This is a genomic window from Burkholderia sp. 28_3, assembly GCF_003253915.1.
In the GTDB taxonomy this organism is placed as follows: domain Bacteria; phylum Pseudomonadota; class Gammaproteobacteria; order Burkholderiales; family Burkholderiaceae; genus Burkholderia; species Burkholderia cenocepacia.
The window spans coordinates 141159-156986 of record NZ_QKZF01000008.1; the positions used below are offsets into that span (position 1 = coordinate 141159).

Annotated in this window: 15 protein-coding genes and 1 pseudogene; 5 read left to right on the forward strand and 11 right to left on the reverse strand. The window is 67.3% G+C overall.

Annotation, left to right across the window (positions count from 1 at the left end; all coding sequences use genetic code 11):
- Positions 1-2: 2 nt before the first annotated feature.
- The 4 genes from DFS13_RS19070 (at position 3) to DFS13_RS19085 (ending at position 3741) form a co-directional block, all read left to right on the forward strand.
- Complete coding sequence (locus DFS13_RS19070; RefSeq protein WP_111441995.1) at positions 3-983, forward strand: helix-turn-helix domain-containing GNAT family N-acetyltransferase; 981 nt, start codon at positions 3-5, stop codon at positions 981-983.
- A 131-nt stretch (positions 984-1114) separates the two neighbouring features.
- On the forward strand, positions 1115-1804 hold the full coding sequence (locus DFS13_RS19075) for a pentapeptide repeat-containing protein (RefSeq protein ID WP_062911728.1): 690 nt from the start codon (positions 1115-1117) through the stop codon (positions 1802-1804).
- A 368-nt stretch (positions 1805-2172) separates the two neighbouring features.
- Positions 2173-2394 carry a hypothetical protein gene (locus DFS13_RS40845; protein ID WP_077020526.1) on the forward strand — a complete coding sequence of 74 codons (222 nt, stop codon included), beginning with the start codon at positions 2173-2175 and terminating at the stop codon, positions 2392-2394.
- A gap of 240 nt (positions 2395-2634) precedes the next feature.
- Positions 2635-3741, forward strand: coding sequence for a polyamine ABC transporter substrate-binding protein (locus DFS13_RS19085; protein WP_069352215.1), 1107 nt, complete (start codon positions 2635-2637; stop codon positions 3739-3741).
- Between the two features lie 28 nt (positions 3742-3769).
- On the opposite strand, the gene DFS13_RS19090 is transcribed toward DFS13_RS19085, so the two are convergent.
- On the reverse strand, positions 3770-4609 hold the full coding sequence (locus tag DFS13_RS19090; RefSeq protein ID WP_006484835.1) for an IclR family transcriptional regulator: 840 nt from the start codon (positions 4607-4609) through the stop codon (positions 3770-3772).
- A gap of 15 nt (positions 4610-4624) precedes the next feature.
- Complete coding sequence (locus tag DFS13_RS19095) at positions 4625-5971, reverse strand: MFS transporter (protein ID WP_241308511.1); 1347 nt, start codon at positions 5969-5971, stop codon at positions 4625-4627.
- Between the two features lie 237 nt (positions 5972-6208).
- Here DFS13_RS19095 and DFS13_RS19100 point away from each other — a divergent pair, with 237 nt between their 5' ends.
- Entirely contained in the window at positions 6209-7297 is a 1089-nt protein-coding gene (locus DFS13_RS19100) for a porin (protein WP_006484850.1), read from the forward strand.
- A 212-nt stretch (positions 7298-7509) separates the two neighbouring features.
- Here DFS13_RS19100 and DFS13_RS19105 read toward each other — a convergent pair whose 3' ends face one another.
- From DFS13_RS19105 to DFS13_RS19145, 9 genes and pseudogenes are all read right to left on the reverse strand, one after another.
- The gene (locus tag DFS13_RS19105; RefSeq protein WP_034203912.1) at positions 7510-8115 is read right to left on the reverse strand and encodes a DNA-binding protein; all 606 of its coding nucleotides are present in this window, start codon (positions 8113-8115) and stop codon (positions 7510-7512) included.
- On the reverse strand, positions 8112-9359 hold the full coding sequence (locus DFS13_RS19110) for an MFS transporter (protein WP_048988518.1): 1248 nt from the start codon (positions 9357-9359) through the stop codon (positions 8112-8114). The genes DFS13_RS19105 and DFS13_RS19110 overlap by 4 nt, the downstream gene beginning before the upstream one ends.
- Positions 9360-9645: 286 nt before the next feature.
- Entirely contained in the window at positions 9646-9975 is a 330-nt protein-coding gene (locus DFS13_RS19115) for an H-NS family nucleoid-associated regulatory protein (protein WP_011549287.1), read from the reverse strand.
- A 325-nt stretch (positions 9976-10300) separates the two neighbouring features.
- Positions 10301-11650 (reverse strand): reverse transcriptase family protein, encoded by a 1350-nt coding sequence (locus tag DFS13_RS19125; RefSeq protein ID WP_111441996.1) that lies wholly within the window; start codon positions 11648-11650, stop codon positions 10301-10303.
- Between the two features lie 253 nt (positions 11651-11903).
- Positions 11904-12194: pseudogene (locus DFS13_RS40850) on the reverse strand (Osa protein); the annotation flags it as partial.
- 18 nt (positions 12195-12212) lie between these two features.
- Positions 12213-12476 (reverse strand): hypothetical protein, encoded by a 264-nt coding sequence (locus DFS13_RS40855; protein WP_241277136.1) that lies wholly within the window; start codon positions 12474-12476, stop codon positions 12213-12215.
- Between the two features lie 234 nt (positions 12477-12710).
- A complete protein-coding gene (gene hutC, locus DFS13_RS19135; RefSeq protein ID WP_006497918.1) occupies positions 12711-13466 on the reverse strand; it encodes a histidine utilization repressor in 756 nt (251 codons plus the stop codon).
- A 50-nt stretch (positions 13467-13516) separates the two neighbouring features.
- The gene (gene hutH, locus DFS13_RS19140; protein WP_006484825.1) at positions 13517-15010 is read right to left on the reverse strand and encodes a histidine ammonia-lyase; all 1494 of its coding nucleotides are present in this window, start codon (positions 15008-15010) and stop codon (positions 13517-13519) included.
- 7 nt (positions 15011-15017) lie between these two features.
- Positions 15018-15809, reverse strand: coding sequence for an ABC transporter ATP-binding protein (locus tag DFS13_RS19145; protein ID WP_006484818.1), 792 nt, complete (start codon positions 15807-15809; stop codon positions 15018-15020).
- Positions 15810-15828 lie beyond the last annotated feature (19 nt).

Sequence of the window (15828 nt, forward strand, 5' to 3'; positions counted from 1 at the left end):
CCATGGACCTCATCGACGCGCCGGCCAAGCCGCGCGACGCGACCATCCTCGAATTGCGCGACTTCTCGCGCAAACTGGTACGCGAGCTCGGCTTCATGCGCGCGACGCTGGCCGACAGCGACTGGGCGCCGTCGGCCGTGCACGCGATCCTCGAGATCGGGATGGCGCCCGGCATCAACGCGAAGGATCTGGGCGCCATCCTGCGGCTCGACAAATCGAACACGAGCCGGCAACTCGCGCGGCTCGAAGCCGCCGGTATCGTGGAGCGGCGCGTGTCGAGCGAAGACGCGCGGGCGATCGAGCTGTACCTGACCGCCGAAGGCAAAAAGCTCCGAAAAAGAATCGATACGTTCGCGACCGATCAGGTGTCGAACGCGCTGCGCCGGATGATTCCGGCCGACCAGCAAGCGCTGCTGCGTTCGCTCGCGCTGTATGCCGATGCGCTCGCCCAGGACAACGCGGCCCGCGCGCCCGTCGCACCCACCGATGCGCCGTCGATTCGCGAAGGCTATCAGCCGGGCTGCATCGGCGACATCGCGAGCCTGCATGCGCGCTTCTATGCGGAACACTGGGGTTTCGGCGCCTTCTTCGAACAGCGGGTGGCGACCGAGCTGGCCGCCTTCGCGGGCACGCTGCCGGCCGCCGGCAAGGCGCTGTGGCTGTGCCAGGAAGACGGCCGGACACTCGCGTCGCTCGCGATCGACGGCGACCCGGCGACGGGCGTCGCGCACCTGCGCTGGTTCATCGTCAACGACGCGTTGCGCGGCTCTGGCGTCGGGCGTCAATTGATGACGCTGGCGATGCGTTTCGTCGACGAACACCGGTTTCGCGAAACCTACCTGTGGACCTTCAAGGGGCTCGATGCGGCGCGCCATCTGTACGAGTCGTTCGGCTTTGCGCTGACGAACGAGTCGGCAGGCACGCACTGGGGAACCGAGGTCGTCGAGCAGCGCTTCAGCCGGCCCGGGCCGTCCGGCGATTGATATCGGCGGACAGCTTCGCCGTGCGTGGGGGCAGCAGCCCGGCGTTAGCTATCGCACGCCGCCCGATGCACGACGCGCGCGAAATCCGGATAATGTCTGCCCCGAACATTCGCCCGACAATGGATCCGCTCATGACTCCCGGTGTCCTCGTGACCGGCCGCACGCTGGATCGCGCCGAATTGATGCAGCTCATCGAAGGCTCACCTGCGCCCCTCCAGCTGGAGGATTGCGACCTCGAAAGCGCCGATCTGTCGCGCCTGGATCTGCGAGGCGCGCGATTCGAGCGCTGCGCGCTCGCGGAAGCGTCGTTCGTCGGCGCCACGCTCGCACACACCACATGGATTCGCTGCCGGGCCCGCCAAACCGACTTTGCGTCGTCGGATCTCGAGGACGCCGCGTTCCGGTCGTGCGACCTCAACAATACGAGCTGGCGGCGCAGCAAGCTCGGATCGGTCCGCTTCAACGAATGCCGGCTGACCGGTGCCGATTTTGAGGAATGCAAATCGCTTGGACTCGAATTCGCCAGCACGCTGCTGGTCGGCGCGAGCCTGCGGCGCTTTTCGTTCCGTAAAACCCGGCTCGTGGCGCTCGATTTCTCGGACGCCGATCTCGCCGGCGCGGACTTCCGCGATGCCGTGTTCGAAGGCGGCAGCCTGCGCAACGCACATCTGAACGACGCCCGCTTCGAGGGTGCCGACCTGCGCGACGTGGATCTGGGCGGCACGCCCAGGCTGCTCGCGTCCGGCGTGCTGCGCGGCGCGACCGTCTCCTACGATCAGGCGGCCATGCTGATCGAGAACTTCGGGATTCGGGTCGCATAACGCGCCGCCACACCCGCGCCCGCTTCGTCGTCGCGAGACGGCGCGGGCTATCCAGCCGTCTAATATTCTCATCACTTCGACCGCATTCCGGCCACCGCCAGTACGCTCGCAAGCGCGACATGCACGCTGCCGCACCGCGTCGCCACCCTGCCCATCACTAGGGAAAATCCGGAGACATCCTTACAGCGATTTATCCGATGATTCACGGGAGCGTCATATTTCGGCGATTTCGCTGAATGCCAAGCTTTCAGTCCGCGCCATGCAGCCGATGCCGCCCCGCGGCAATCGCGATGACCGCAGCCTGAAACGGCAGCCGTTGGCGAAGCGTCGGGTGTTCAATACTTTCAACAACCCGGTCGGGAGTAATCGTGAGAATCCGTGGCCCGCTGGTGCGATGGAGACGAGGCGATGCGCGAAACCTGCGCGCCGCGCTGCCGTCCCTCGACGACCGTGACGGCTGGCGAAGTCCTCGCCTGTCTCTGTCGATCTACACCATCCTGTCCCGCCGTTCCGTTCGCCGTCACAACGCCGTCGCCGCCCGTGCGTCCGTCGCGATCCATACCGACGACGTGGCGTCGCTGCTGCCTTAGCGCGCCTTTCCCCTTCTTCGTGTCCGTTCGACCTGCGCATCGTGTCGCCTGAGCGGCGACGGGATCGGCTCGCGCCGCGTTTGGCCGCAAGCCCCGCGCGACATCGAACGCACTCCTGATTGCATTGCACTGCCCGTGCTCGTCGACAGCACGGATCACGCACGCCTGTTCCATCCGATGAACCGTCGCGCGACGGCCCGTACGCCGGGCTCGACGCGCTCCGCCAGGAAAGACTTCGTCATGCGAATCCGCCCGCTCCACCGTACCCTTTCAGCCGCCGCCATCCTGTCGATCGCCGCCGCCGGCACTGCCGCCCATGCAGCCGGCGAACTGAACATCTACAACTGGTCCGACTACATCGCGCCGGACACGATCCCGAACTTCCAGAAACAGACCGGCCTTCACGTTCGCTACGACAACTACGACAGCGACGACACGCTGCAGGCGAAGCTGCTGTCCGGCAACTCCGGCTACGACATCGTCGTGCCGACGTCGAACTACATGGCCAAGCAGATTCAGGCGAGCGTCTACCAGCCGCTCGACAAATCGAAGCTGCCGAACCTGTCGAATCTCGACCCGCTGCTGATGAAGATGGTCGCCGACGCCGACCCGGGCAACCAGTACGGCGTGCCGTGGGCCTACGGCACCGACGGCATCGGCTACAACGTGCAGGCCGTGAAGAAGGCGCTCGGCGACAAGGCGCCGGTCGACAGTTGGGCGCTGGTGTTCGATCCGGCCAACATGGCGAAGCTGAAGGGGTGCGGCGTGTCGTTCCTCGACCAGGCCGTCGACGTGTTCGCCGCGACGCTTCAGTACATGGGCAAGGACCCGAACAGCACGAACCCGGCCGACTACCGCGCCGCCTACGACGTGCTGAAGAAGGTGCGCCCGTACATCACGCAGTTCAACTCGTCGGGCTACATCAACGATCTCGCGAACAACGACCTGTGCGTGTCGTTCGGCTACTCGGGCGACGTCGGCATCGCGCACCGCCGCGCGGCCGAAGCGAAACGCCCGTACGAGATCCGCTTCGCGAATCCGAAGGAAGGCGGCCTGCTGTGGTTCGACATGATGGTGATCCCGAAGGACGCGCCGAACCGCGATGCCGCGCTGAAGTGGATCAACTACCTGCAGGACCCGAAGGTCAATGCGGGCATCACCAACGCGGTGTTCTACCCGACCGCGAACAAGGCCGCGCGTCAGTACGTGAAGCCAGCAATCGCGCGCGATCCGTCGGTGTATCCGTCCGACGAGGTATTGAGCAGGATGACGTTGCTCAAGCCGATGCCGCCCGAGATTCGCCGGCTGCAGAACCGGTTGTGGGCGCAGTTGAAAACGGGGCGGTGAGCGCGGGGGCACCAGCCCGGTCGCCGGCTCAGTCGTGGTCGGCGCCGTGCTCGGCAGCGTGGTAGTTGAGCCGCGCCGACAGATCGGCGGCCGCCTGCCGGACCTGCCCGACGAGCCCCTGGTCGATCATCGACTTCTCGAGGAACGGCCGCGCGACCGTCAGCGTGACCGCGGCGACGATCAAGCCGCTGCTGTCGCGCACCGGCGCGCTGATCACCGAGATGCCGGGCTCGAACGACGATTCGCTGAGCGCGTAGCCGTCGGCCGCATACTTCTGCGCGCGCGCATATACTTCCGTCGCGGTACGCGGCGTGTGCGGCGTATAGGTCGGCAGCATCGGCTCCGGGAACAGCGCGTCGAGTTCCGCCTGGTCGAGATCGCCAAGCAGCACGTGGCCGTGCACCGAAGCATGTGCGGGAATGCGCGTACCGATGTTGACCTTGATCGCGCTCATCACCGAATCGTGCGTCCACGCCTTCGCGACGAACACGACGTCGCGGCCGTCGCGCACCACCAGATGACTCGCGAAACCGGTCGCATCACGCAGCCGCTCGATCACCGGCGTGCCGATGTCGGTCAACGCGAGCGAGCTCAGGTAATCGAAGCCGAGCTTCATGACGCGCGCGCCGAGCCGCACGTCGCGATCGCGGTTCGCGCGTTCAAGATAGCCGAGCGTCTGCAGCGTCTGCACGAGTCGCAGCGCCGTAGTGCGCGGCAAGCCCAGCCGCTGCGCGATCAGGTTCGGCGTCAGAACCGGATCGCGTGCGTTGAACAGTTCGAGGATCCGCAGGCCGCGCTCGAGCGCGGGAACGAGATAGGTGTCGTCGTCGGAAAGCGTGCCGGTGGTATCGGGCGTATCTGGGTTCATCGTGGCCTTGCGTCGTCAGTCCTGCACCGTCGACTTCAGCGGTTCGGGCGCGTTGCCGCCCGTGGCCGGCGGATCGAGCTCGATGCGCTTGACCTCGCCGAGCAGGAACGTGTAGCACAACGCGCCGATCACCGCGAACACGCTGATCAACCCGAGCGCCCATCCGAACGAACCCGTCTCGCGAACGATGAAGCCGATGGCGATGGGCGTAACGATACCAGACAGGTTGCCGACGAAGTTGACCGCGCCGCCCGTGACCCCGAGCATGCTGCGCGGCGCGATGTCGCCGATCAGTGACCACGATGCCGACGCGACGCCCTGCGCAAAAAACGCGAACGACATGATCGCGATCACGACCCAGTTGGTGTCCGTCAGCACCGCCAACGACATCGTCGGGACCAGCAGCAGACCGGTGATGATCGGCGTCTTGCGCGCGGCACCGACGCTCGCGCCGCGCCGCAGCAGCCAGTCGGACAATGCGCCGCCCGCAAGCACGCCGGCCGATGCGGAGATGAACGGGACCGACGCCGCGCCGCCCGCTTTCAGCACGGTCATGTGACGCTCGGTGATCAGGTAGCTCGGGAACCACGTCAGGAAGAAATACAACGACGATAGCGACGCGAATTTGCCCGCGCAGATCGCGATGATCTGGCGGTTGCGGAACACGATCGCGAGCTTGCGCCACGGGAACGGCTCGCCGCGCGCGGGCTTGCCGATCTCGACCACCGCGCCGCCGGTGCGGATGTGCTCGAGTTCGGCATCGTTCGCCCACTTGCACTGCTCGGGGTCGCGATACAGCAGATACCAGACGCCGGCCCACAGGACGCCGACGAGGCCCGTCGCGAAGAATATCTCGCGCCAACCGAACGTGCCGGCGATCCAGAACAGCACCGGCGTCAGCGCGGCCATGCCGACGTACTGGCCGACCAGATACACGCTGGTCGCGATGCCGCGTTCGCGCTGCGCAAACCAGATCGACACGACGCGGTTGTTGATCGGGAAGGTCGGCGCCTCCGCGATGCCGACGCCCAGGCGCAGCCCGAACAGCGTCGCGAAGCGGCCCGCGAAACCCTGCAGCAGCGTGAAGCTCGACCAGGTCAGCAGCGCCACCGCGTACATCACGCGCGAGCCGAAACGGTCGACGACCCAGCCGCCCGGCAGGTTGGCCAGCACGTAGGTCCACGAGTACGCGGAGAACAGCACGCCGATCGCCACCGGGTCGAGCCCGAATTCGTGCTTGAGCAGCGGCGCCGCGACCGACAGGTTCGCGCGATCGACGTAGTTGACGACCGTGCCGACGAACACGAGAAACAGCATCAGGAAGCGGATGCGGGTGGGCTTCCGGGAGGAGGTGTCAGGCATCGGTCGTCCCTTGTCTTTTCCTGGTCCCACATGTCCATGAATGGGCATTTCGACCATATGAGACGCGATGATCGCGTGGACAAAAGCACGGGTCAAGGCGCATTTAATTATTTTCCGCTTGATTCATATCAAAACCGGGCCCTATGATTTTTTCCACCTGATAACGAAATGTCCACCAGTGGTCATTTTTATATATCGCTCGGTTGGTCTGTCCGCCCGCTTCCCGGTCCCTGACACATGAAAATCCTGCCTCGCACCTTTCTGATCGCCGGATGCGGCGCCTCGCTGGTTTCGCTCGCACACGCACAAAGCAGTTCGGTCACCATGTGGGGCCAGGTGGATTCCGGCGTTACCTACATCAGCAACAAGCGCGGTGGCGCGTCGTGGGGCACGGCGTCCGGGATCGGCGCGCCGACGCGCTGGGGACTGCGCGGCAACGAGGCGCTCGGCGGCGGCTATCGCGCGGTGTTCGCGCTGGAGAGCGGCTTCAACGTCAATACGGGCATGCTGATCAAGTCCAACACGTTATTCGACCGGCAGGCGTATGTCGGCCTCGACGGTCCGTTCGGCACGATCACGTTCGGCCGCCAGGCCGACCTGATGGACGACGTCGCGATCCGCTATTCGAACGCGTTCTGGAATCGCAGCCTGTACGCGTTCCATGCGGGTAACCTGGACAGCCTGACCAACGGCTACCAGATCGAGAATGCGGTGAAATATCGGAGTCCGGAATGGTACGGCATACGCGTCGGTGCCCTGTACGGCTTCACCGGGTCGGACGCGACCGGCCACAGTGCGGGCGCGTACGCCACCTACGATCGCGGCCCGCTGTCGGTCGGCGTCACGTACATGACGACCCAGCGTCGCGTGCTCGACCTGTACAACTACTTCGGCTGGACCCGGTTCCTCGACCAGACGCTATCCGCGCAAAAGACTTTCCAGTCGAACGAGGTCAACAACCTGGGTATCGGGCTCACGTACCGGATCACGGAACCGTGGCACGTCAACGTGCTGTACACGCGGACGGACATCAAGGGCGCACGCACGGCCACGCACATGCAGAACATCGACGTCGGCACGCTTTACCAGTTCACCGCGGCGGAAGCGGTCACGCTCGATTACACGTATTCGCGCCTGGACGGCATGCACTGGAACACGCTCGAGGCCGGCAACCTGTACGCGCTGTCGAAACGCACGCAATTGCAGGCGACGCTGACGTGGCAGCTCGCATCGGGCAACGGGGCGACGGCGGCGACCTATCCGAACGGCCCGTCGTCGGGGCGCTCGCAACTGCTCGCGCATGTGGGGATGACGCATTCATTCTGAGCCCATCGACCGGGCCGGGTGCGACGGACGACCATTCGCGCGCGCCGCACACTGTCTCGTGCGATCGGGCAAGTGCATGGCAATCGCGACGCATGGTGGATCGTTTCCGCCGTCGCGGCGGCGTCCGCGGCCGACGTCGTCGAAGCCTTGGTTGCATGCATGCGGCCCGGGTCGACCTTCATCGACCTCGATGCGGTGACACCGGCCCTGACCTACCGCAACGCCTGCCCCCGCTCCGCCGCAAACGCATCGCCAACGAACCGGATCACGTCGTCGAGCGACGACGTGCATACCGCGTCCGCGGCAAGCGACCGAAACGCACCGTCCGGCCCGAAGCAGACGAGCGGCTTGCGCCAGCGCTGCGCGAGCGCGATCTCTTCCGCCGTCCCGTGCCCGCCCGGCAGGGCCACGATCAGGTCGCTGCTCAGCACGTTCACGTAGTTGCGGTTGATCGTGTCCGGAGCCGCGCCCGGCTCGCGGCGCGGCAGCGGCGTGAGGACCGGAATGTCGACGAACGGATGCGGATAGCCGTCGAGCGGCACGAAGCCCGCGACCGGATCGGCCTGCGTCGGCACGATGCCGATCGATCGTCCGGCTCGACCGGGCACGCCGGCGAACGCGCGCGCGACCGCCAGCATCACGCCCTGCCCGCCGCCCGTCAGCAGATTGAACCCGGCCTGCGCGAGCCACGCGCCGAGCGGTTCCGAAAATGCGGCCCACGGCTCCTTGCCCGAGCCCATCACGCCAATCGTCCTGGTTTTCCGTTGCATCGTGGTTTCCGGTGAAATCGTGGCGGCGCGTACGCGCGCCGCGCTCATTCGAGCTCGACGCCCTTGAGCTCGGGGATCAGGAACAGCGTCGCGATCATGTCGAGCACGTACAGGCCGGCGAGCAGCGCGATGGCCGTCTGGAACCCGTAGTGCGCGGCGAGCGCGCCGACCGCGACCGGGCCGAAGCCGCCGACCGCGCGGCCGATGTTCCACAGCACGTTCTGCGCGGTCGCGCGTGCGGCCGTCGGATAGCCTTCCGACATCAGCGTCCCGTAGCCGCCGACCATCCCGTTGACGAACATCCCCATCAGCGCGCCGGCCCACAGCATCGTCGTCGGGTGCGACAGCCGCGCATACGCGATGACCGTCACGACCGAGCCGAGCTGATACAGCAGGAACGTCGGCTTGCGGCCGATGCGATCGGCCAGTTGGCCGAACACCCAGACACCGATCATCATCCCGACGACGGTCGCCGCCGTCCACAGCCCCGATTTCGTCAACGAGAAGCCCATCTGCTTCGACAGGAAGGTCGGCAGCCAGATCATGATCCCGTAGTAGCCGAAATTCTGGACCGAACACAGGATCACGATGCCGAGGCTCGTGCGCGCGGTGCGGTCGTCGGCGACGAGCATGCGGAACGCGTTGGACGTCGGCTGCGTCGCGCGCTGCACGAACGCTTCCGGCTCGTGCAGCTTGTTGCGCATCACCCACGCGAGCAGCGCGGGCAGCACGCCGACCACGAACATGCCGCGCCAGCCGATGTGGAGCAGCAGAAACGGCGTCAGCAGCGCGGCCAGCAGCACGCCGGCCTGCCAGCCGAGCGCGACGTAGCACGACACGCGGGCGCGCTTGGCTGCAGGCCACGCTTCGGCCGCGAGGGCCATGCCGATCCCAAACTCGCCGCCGAGGCCGATGCCCGCGATGGTGCGATAGACGAGCAGATCCTCGAAGCCGCGCGCGAATGCGCACAGGCCCGTGAAGATCGCGAACAGCAGGATCGTCCAGGTCAGCACGCGCACGCGTCCGTAGCGATCGCTCAGCGCGCCGAACACGATGCCGCCCGCAACCGCGCCGATCAATGTCCACGTGACCAGCGCGCCGCCCTGTCCGGGCGTCAGGTGCAGCGCCGCCGTGATCGCCGGCAGCATGAAGCCGAGGATCAGCAGGTCGAAGCCGTCCATCGCGTAGCCGATCGCCGATCCGGCCAGCGCTTTCCACGCGTACGCGCCGACCTGCTCCACGCGCGGGGCCGACGGGCCGCCGAGCGTCGAAGATTTCATGTTTGCTGCCATGGTGTCCTGCCACGAATGTCCGGCGACATTCTAAGGCCTGTGCCGGCGAACGACGGCGGCGGACGCGCGTCGCGCCCGCGCTGGCCGGACGGCGCGCGGGCAACGGAGGCAACGAGCGGGAAAAGGAAAAGAAAAGGGAAAACGTCGATCCGGTGTCGGCGGCGAGGCCGGCGATGTCGCGATCAGGCCGGACACCGAATGAAAGACGGCGGGCGGGCGGCGGATTGCCGGCCGGCCCGCCTGCGCGAACCGGACGGCGCCCGGTCGCCTTGCGGCGCGCCGGGATTCAGCCCTGATCGTCCCCGGGCCACCAGGTCTTGGCCTCGCGATCGACCGCCAGCGTTTCGAGATCCTTGCCTTCGAGCCATTTCGGCCGCGGGCCGCGCCCCGACCACGAGCGGCCGGTCGACGGATCGTAGTACTTGGCAGGCGCCTTGCGCTTGCGCTGGACGATGTAGCCGAGCGCGCTCAGCACTTCCTGCTGCGAAATTCCCAAAAGCTCGACCTGTTCCTTGAAGGCCGCGAGCGCGGCTTGCTTCTCCTTCTGCTTCGCCTCTGACAGCTTGATGTTCAGGTCCCGAAGTTGTGCTTCGAGTTCCTGCAGGGCCTGGGTCATGTATTCATCCTCTTTGGGCATGTTTTTGCAAAAAGCTCCGATGGCCGAACCTACCACGAAGTTCCGCCGATCGGGGCTGTCAAATAGGTGAATCGTCCACCTGAGCCGGCATGATTTGCGCGATGCGCACTAAACGACGTCGTGCGTCACTGGCAGCTTGAACCAAGCCGGCAACGGGCGGCACGCCGCGTACGCATGCATGAAGCGAACGGCGGCGGCAAGTGATTCGCCGCCCCTGGCACGGGCGCGGCATGGCGCGAATGATAGCAGTGCGCGGCGTCGTGTTGCAGAAGTCTGCCGACCGGCGCCGACGCGGGCCGACGGGTCAGCGGCCCGCGCCGCCGGCGTCCCACACGATCCGGTCGAACAGCGCGCGCAGCTTCGCGCCGCGCGCCGCATTCAGCGCCGTCGCATGCGCGACGCGCCCGGCCAGATGCGCACGGAAATCCGGATGCGCATCGCGATTCTGCGACGCCGGGCCGCGCCGGATGCAGTTGGTCAGGATCGCTTTGAGTCGATCGAATGCGTCGCGCGACAGGTTCGGATGCCGGTTGACGACCACGCCGGCCAGTTGCTGCCGCGTGCCCCGCCGCATCACGCGGGTCTTGCGCAATTGCAGCGCGAACCCTTCCTCGAGCGCGATCGCGGCGACCCGGACTTGCAGCCGCGCGACGTCGCGCGCGAGCGCGCCGCCGCCGGAAAACGCGAGATCGTCCGCATAGCGCGTATAGGTCGCATCGACCGAACGCGCGAGCGCGGCGAGCCGCAGGTCGAGCCAGAACGCGCACAGGTTCGCGAGCGCCGGCGACGTCGGCGCGCCCTGCGGCAGATGCCGTTCGCGATAGCGCTGACGGCCGATCCAGTCGAACCGGTCGCGCAGGTCCGGCGCGAGCAGCCGCGCCGACGGCACGCGATTGGTGCAGAGCCCGGTGAGGATCCGCGCGACTTCGGCCGGATAGCCGAGCGTCGCGAACAGCGCATGGACGCGCGCAGCGCGCACCGACACGAAGAAGTCCGCGAGATCGAAACGCACGACGACATCGCGATCCGCATGCGGCGTCGCGAACGACACGATCCCGTGCCCCTTGCGAAAACCGTGGACCGCGCCATGCGGCGCGATGCGATCGAGCAGCCCGTGCAGGATGCGGCGCTGCGCTTCGCGCAGCCGCCCCTTCGGGATTTCGACGAGGCGGCACCCGCCGCTGCGCTTGTCGACCGCGACGTATGTGTAGTGATGCAGCGGCGTGGCGCCGCTGCGCGCGTCGACGCGCCAGTGGTCGGACAGCCAGTCGAGTTCCGGCGCGCTCACCCCGAGCCAGCCGGCGAGATCGCCGGGCGTCGGCCATTGCGGCACATCGCAGCCCGCGAGCGGCGCCGGCAACGGTCGCTGGACCAGCGGCCGCCGCACGATTCGGATCACCAGCGGCCGACGCTCGCCATACCATGCGCGCACGAACGCGGGCGCCTCGGCCAGGAGCGCAGCGAGCGCGTCGGTGTCGGTATCGGCCCAGTTCGCGCCGAAGCGGGCGAGCGCGGTGCCCGCGCATTCGGGCGCCCACGGATGTGCTTCGCCGAGCACGGCGGCCATCCGCGCGACGACGCCGTCGCGTTCGGGCGGACCGGCGAGCATCGCCTCGGCAATCGTGCGGGTGGTATCGCGCAGGGATGAGTGCATGGGAAAAGGAAGGCGGGACGATGAGTCAACGTGGCTGGTGCTGCGAGAGCGGTCGTTGCGCAACGCGCAACTTGCGCACTTGCGACGCATCGGCGTATCGATCTGATCCACGGGGTAGCCCCGTAGTCCTGGAACATCGGCTGCCTGTTCCGGGCGTGTGCTTGACCCACCGCCCCGCGTCGCGACTTTAATGGGCGGCGACGCCAGGTGTCAAATCGAGCCGGACGATGCGCGCTGCGCGGCGGCGGCGCGCTTATGCGCGCCGGGCGAACAGTTCGCTGAACGCGATCGGCGCCACGCCGATGCCGGCCATGCCGTTCAGTATCGTCGCCCAGCTCGCGTCGGCCACGCTGACGGGAAACGACCGCACGCGATGGGCGAGCAGCCAGAAGGTGCGCGTCATGCCGTCGCTCATCGCGACCTCGTAGCCGCTTGCCGCCGCCCAGTAGCCGACCGACGGCAGCGTCACAGGTGCGTCGCGGCCGCCCCTGAACGCGGTGGCCGCTACCGCGAACTTGCTGTCGAGCGACATGGCCCGGCGCGGTACGCAATCCTGCGAATTCTATTTCGGGAACGTGGGGCTCGTCTCGAGCCAGCGGCGATAGAACGTCTCCGCGTCGATATGGACGACAAACCGCTCGGGTCCACCCGGCTCGGCCTTCAGATAGCAGTCCGCCTGATTCGGCACGGGGACGCGCCACGTCGCGCGCTTCGCGCTCAGCTCGACCAGTTCGCACGCCATCGACGGGCGCTGGGTGGGTGAAGCGGCTCCGGATTCGCGCAGGTCCTGTGCACGAAGGATGCCGTTACGAAGACGTGTCAGCATGGGCCCACTCTTTCTCTCGATTTTTTCGAATGAGTCCGGGCCCGTGGCGTGCTCCGCGCGGGTGCCGCGATGCGGTCGCCCGGTTCCCCGACGCTCCCGACCGGATCGGGAACCCGCGCAGTGTATCGCCTTTCGATGCAGGTGCGACATCGCGCCATCACGACCCATACGGGTACATCGCCAGCGCCGGCCGCAGCGGCAAATGTGCGTCCCGCCCAGGGCCGCCGCACGTCCCTACATCTTGCCCGCCAGATGAAACCGCGACGCCGGATGCCACAGCCTGACCGACGTGGCGACATGCTCGCCGACCCACGTGCGGCGTCGTAGCAGCAAACACGGTTCACCGATTTCCATCACGAGATGCCGACGCACCTGCGCGTTGGGCTTCTCCGCGTAGATCCGGAACTCCGCCCGCTGGATCGGCGCGAGTCGCACCATGTAATGATTCGGCGTCTCGAGCGTGAAGTCCTGCTCCAGATACGCGGGAAACAAGGCCGGATTGACGTAGCGATCCTCGAACTGGATCGGCTCGTCTTCCTCGTAATGCACGATACGCGAATGAAACACGGGCCCGGCGCGCAGTCCGAGCGCATCGATCGCGTCCGGCTCGACGCTGCGCTCGATCAGCAGCACGCGCGCGCTGTGCCGATGGCCGCGCTCGGCGATCTCGTCCGCGATGTTGCGGATCTCCAGCACCGTCGACTCGTAATGCCGACGCTCGACGAACGTGCCGGCCCCCTGGATGCGGGTCAGCACGCGCTCGGCCGTCAGTTCGCGCAGCGCGCGCGACACCGTCATCCGGGCCACGCCGAATTCCTTGACCAGTTCGGCCTCGGTCGGGATCGCGGCGCCGGGCTTCCAGTCGCCCTTCGCGATTCGCTCGACGACGTAGCGCTTGATCTGCTGATAGGCCGGCAGTGCCCGCGCCGGCACGGTGTCGGCCGACGCCTGCGCCGGCCGTGCGAAAAGCTTGCGTTCCGTTTCGCTCATGCGCCCTCGACCGAATGAATGTTGGGTAATCGGCCCGTCCTCGCCTGTCGTCACTGCAACGAAGGCGGCACGCCTGCGACGATGCCGGCCGCGATCGCGATATCGTCCGCGAGCGGCCGGTCGTCGCGATAGACCGGCACGCGCGTGCGCACATGCCGCCACAGCGCGTCCGTCGATGCGGCCCGCGCGGTGTCGCCCGGCTGCAGGTCGTACGCCTGCGCGGCGGCCAATAGCTCGATCGCGAGCACGCGCGTCGTATTCTCGATGATGTCGAGCGCCTTCAGCGCGGCCGGCGTCGCATGACACAGGTGATCTTCCTGCAGCCCTGACGTGATGCCGCCGTCGAGACTCGCCGGCGCGGCAAGCCGCTGATTCTGCGCGACCAGCGCGACCGCCGTGTACTGCGCGATCATGAAACCCGAACAGCTGCCGCCCGGCGCGGCAAGAAACGCCGGCAGCCCGCTGACGAGCGGATTCACGAGCCGGTCGAGACGCCGCTCGGCGATCGCGGCGACTTGCGCCATCGCCGCCGCGAGGCTGTCCATCGCGAGCGCGATGCCGGCGCCGACCGCGTGCGCCTGCGAATGCACGGCCGGCGCGTCTCGCGTGCCGGCCACGACCGGATTGTCGGTCACGGATGCGAGTTCGCGATCGACGACCTCCGCCGTGACGTCGAACACGTCGCGCGCCGCGCCATGCACGTGCGGAATCGTGCGCAGGCTGAGCGGATCCTGCGTATGCCGGCCGCTCGCCGCGGCAAGCATGCCGCTGTCCGCCAGCAGCGCACGCACACGGGCGCCGACCTGCCCGATACCGGGGGAAATCCGCAGCGCGAGCGAAGCCGGATCGAATGCGGCGAGTTGCCCGCCCAGGTTCTCGAAGCTCATCGCCGCGATCCAGTCGGCCCAGTCGAGCAACCGTTCGGCGCGGGCGAGCGCGAGCGCAGCCAGCCCCGTGACGCACGGCGTTCCGTTGACCAGGCTCAACCCCTCCTTCGCGCCGAGCACCAGCGGTTCGCGGCCGATACGCCGCAGCGCCTCGTCGCCGCGCATGCGTTCGCCGCGATGGCGCGCATGGCCGTGCCCGACGCACACGAGCGCGACATGCGCCATGTGGGTCAAGTACCCGACCGAGCCGTGCGCCGGCACTTCCGGCAGGCAATCGTGCTCGAGCAGCGCGACGAGCTGTTCGACGACATCGGGACGGACGCCCGAATGCCCGTGCGCATAGTTGTTGATCGCGGCCGCGATGATCGCGCGGGTTTCGGCTGCGCCGAGCGGCATGCCGACGCCCACCGCGTGACTCATCAGGATGTTGTGCGACAGCGTGCTCTGCTGCGCCGGCGACACGATCACGTCGCACAGCGCACCGACGCCGGTATTGACGCCGTAGGCGCGAATGCCGCGCGCGACGATCTCGTCGACGAGTTCGCGAGCGGCCACGACGCGCGCGCGCGTATCGTCGGCCAACGCCAGCGGCGCGCCGGCCGCCACCGCCGCAACCTGCCGCCAGTCAAGCGGCCGAGCCGCACGGAATACGGTCATGGCAGCCTCAGTTCGCGGTGCGGTCGTGGTGGCTCGACACGAATTGCCGGAAGCGCTCGGACGTCTGGCCGCCGAAGACTTCGTCGGGTGTGCCGTCCGTATCGACCTCGCCCTGATGCAGGAACATCACGCGATTCGACACGTGGCGCGCGAATCCCATTTCATGCGTGACGACCAGCATCGTGCGCCCCTCCTCCGCGAGCGAGCGCATCACGCGCAGCACCTCGCCCACCAGTTCCGGGTCCAGCGCCGACGTCGGTTCGTCGAACAGCATCACTTTCGGATGCATCGCGAGCGCGCGTGCAATCGCGACCCGCTGCTGCTGGCCGCCCGACAGGTGCGCGGGATAGTAGCCACGCTTGTCCGCGAGGCCCACGCGCGCCAGCAGCGCCTCGGCCTCCTCCACCGCTTCCGCGCGACTGCGCTTCTGCACGCGCAGCGGCCCCTCGACGAGGTTGTCGAGCACCGTCATGTGGGACCACAGGTTGAAGTTCTGGAACACCATCCCGAGCTGCGAGCGGATCCGGTCGACCTGGCGCCGGTCGCGCGGATGCAGCTTGCCGTCGCGCGCGCGCTTCATCGCCAGTTCCTCCCCGGCCAGGGCGACGGAACCGTCATCGGGGGTCTCGAGCAGGTTCAGGCAACGCAGGAACGTACTCTTGCCCGATCCGCTCGCGCCGAGGATCGAGATGACGTCGCCCTCGTGCGCGTCGAGCGAAATGCCCTTCAGCACATGATGATCGCCGAACGACTTGTGGATGTTTCTGACCGACAGCGCAACGGGAGCAGCGGTGTTCATCGGATTCTCCTGGAAGGAA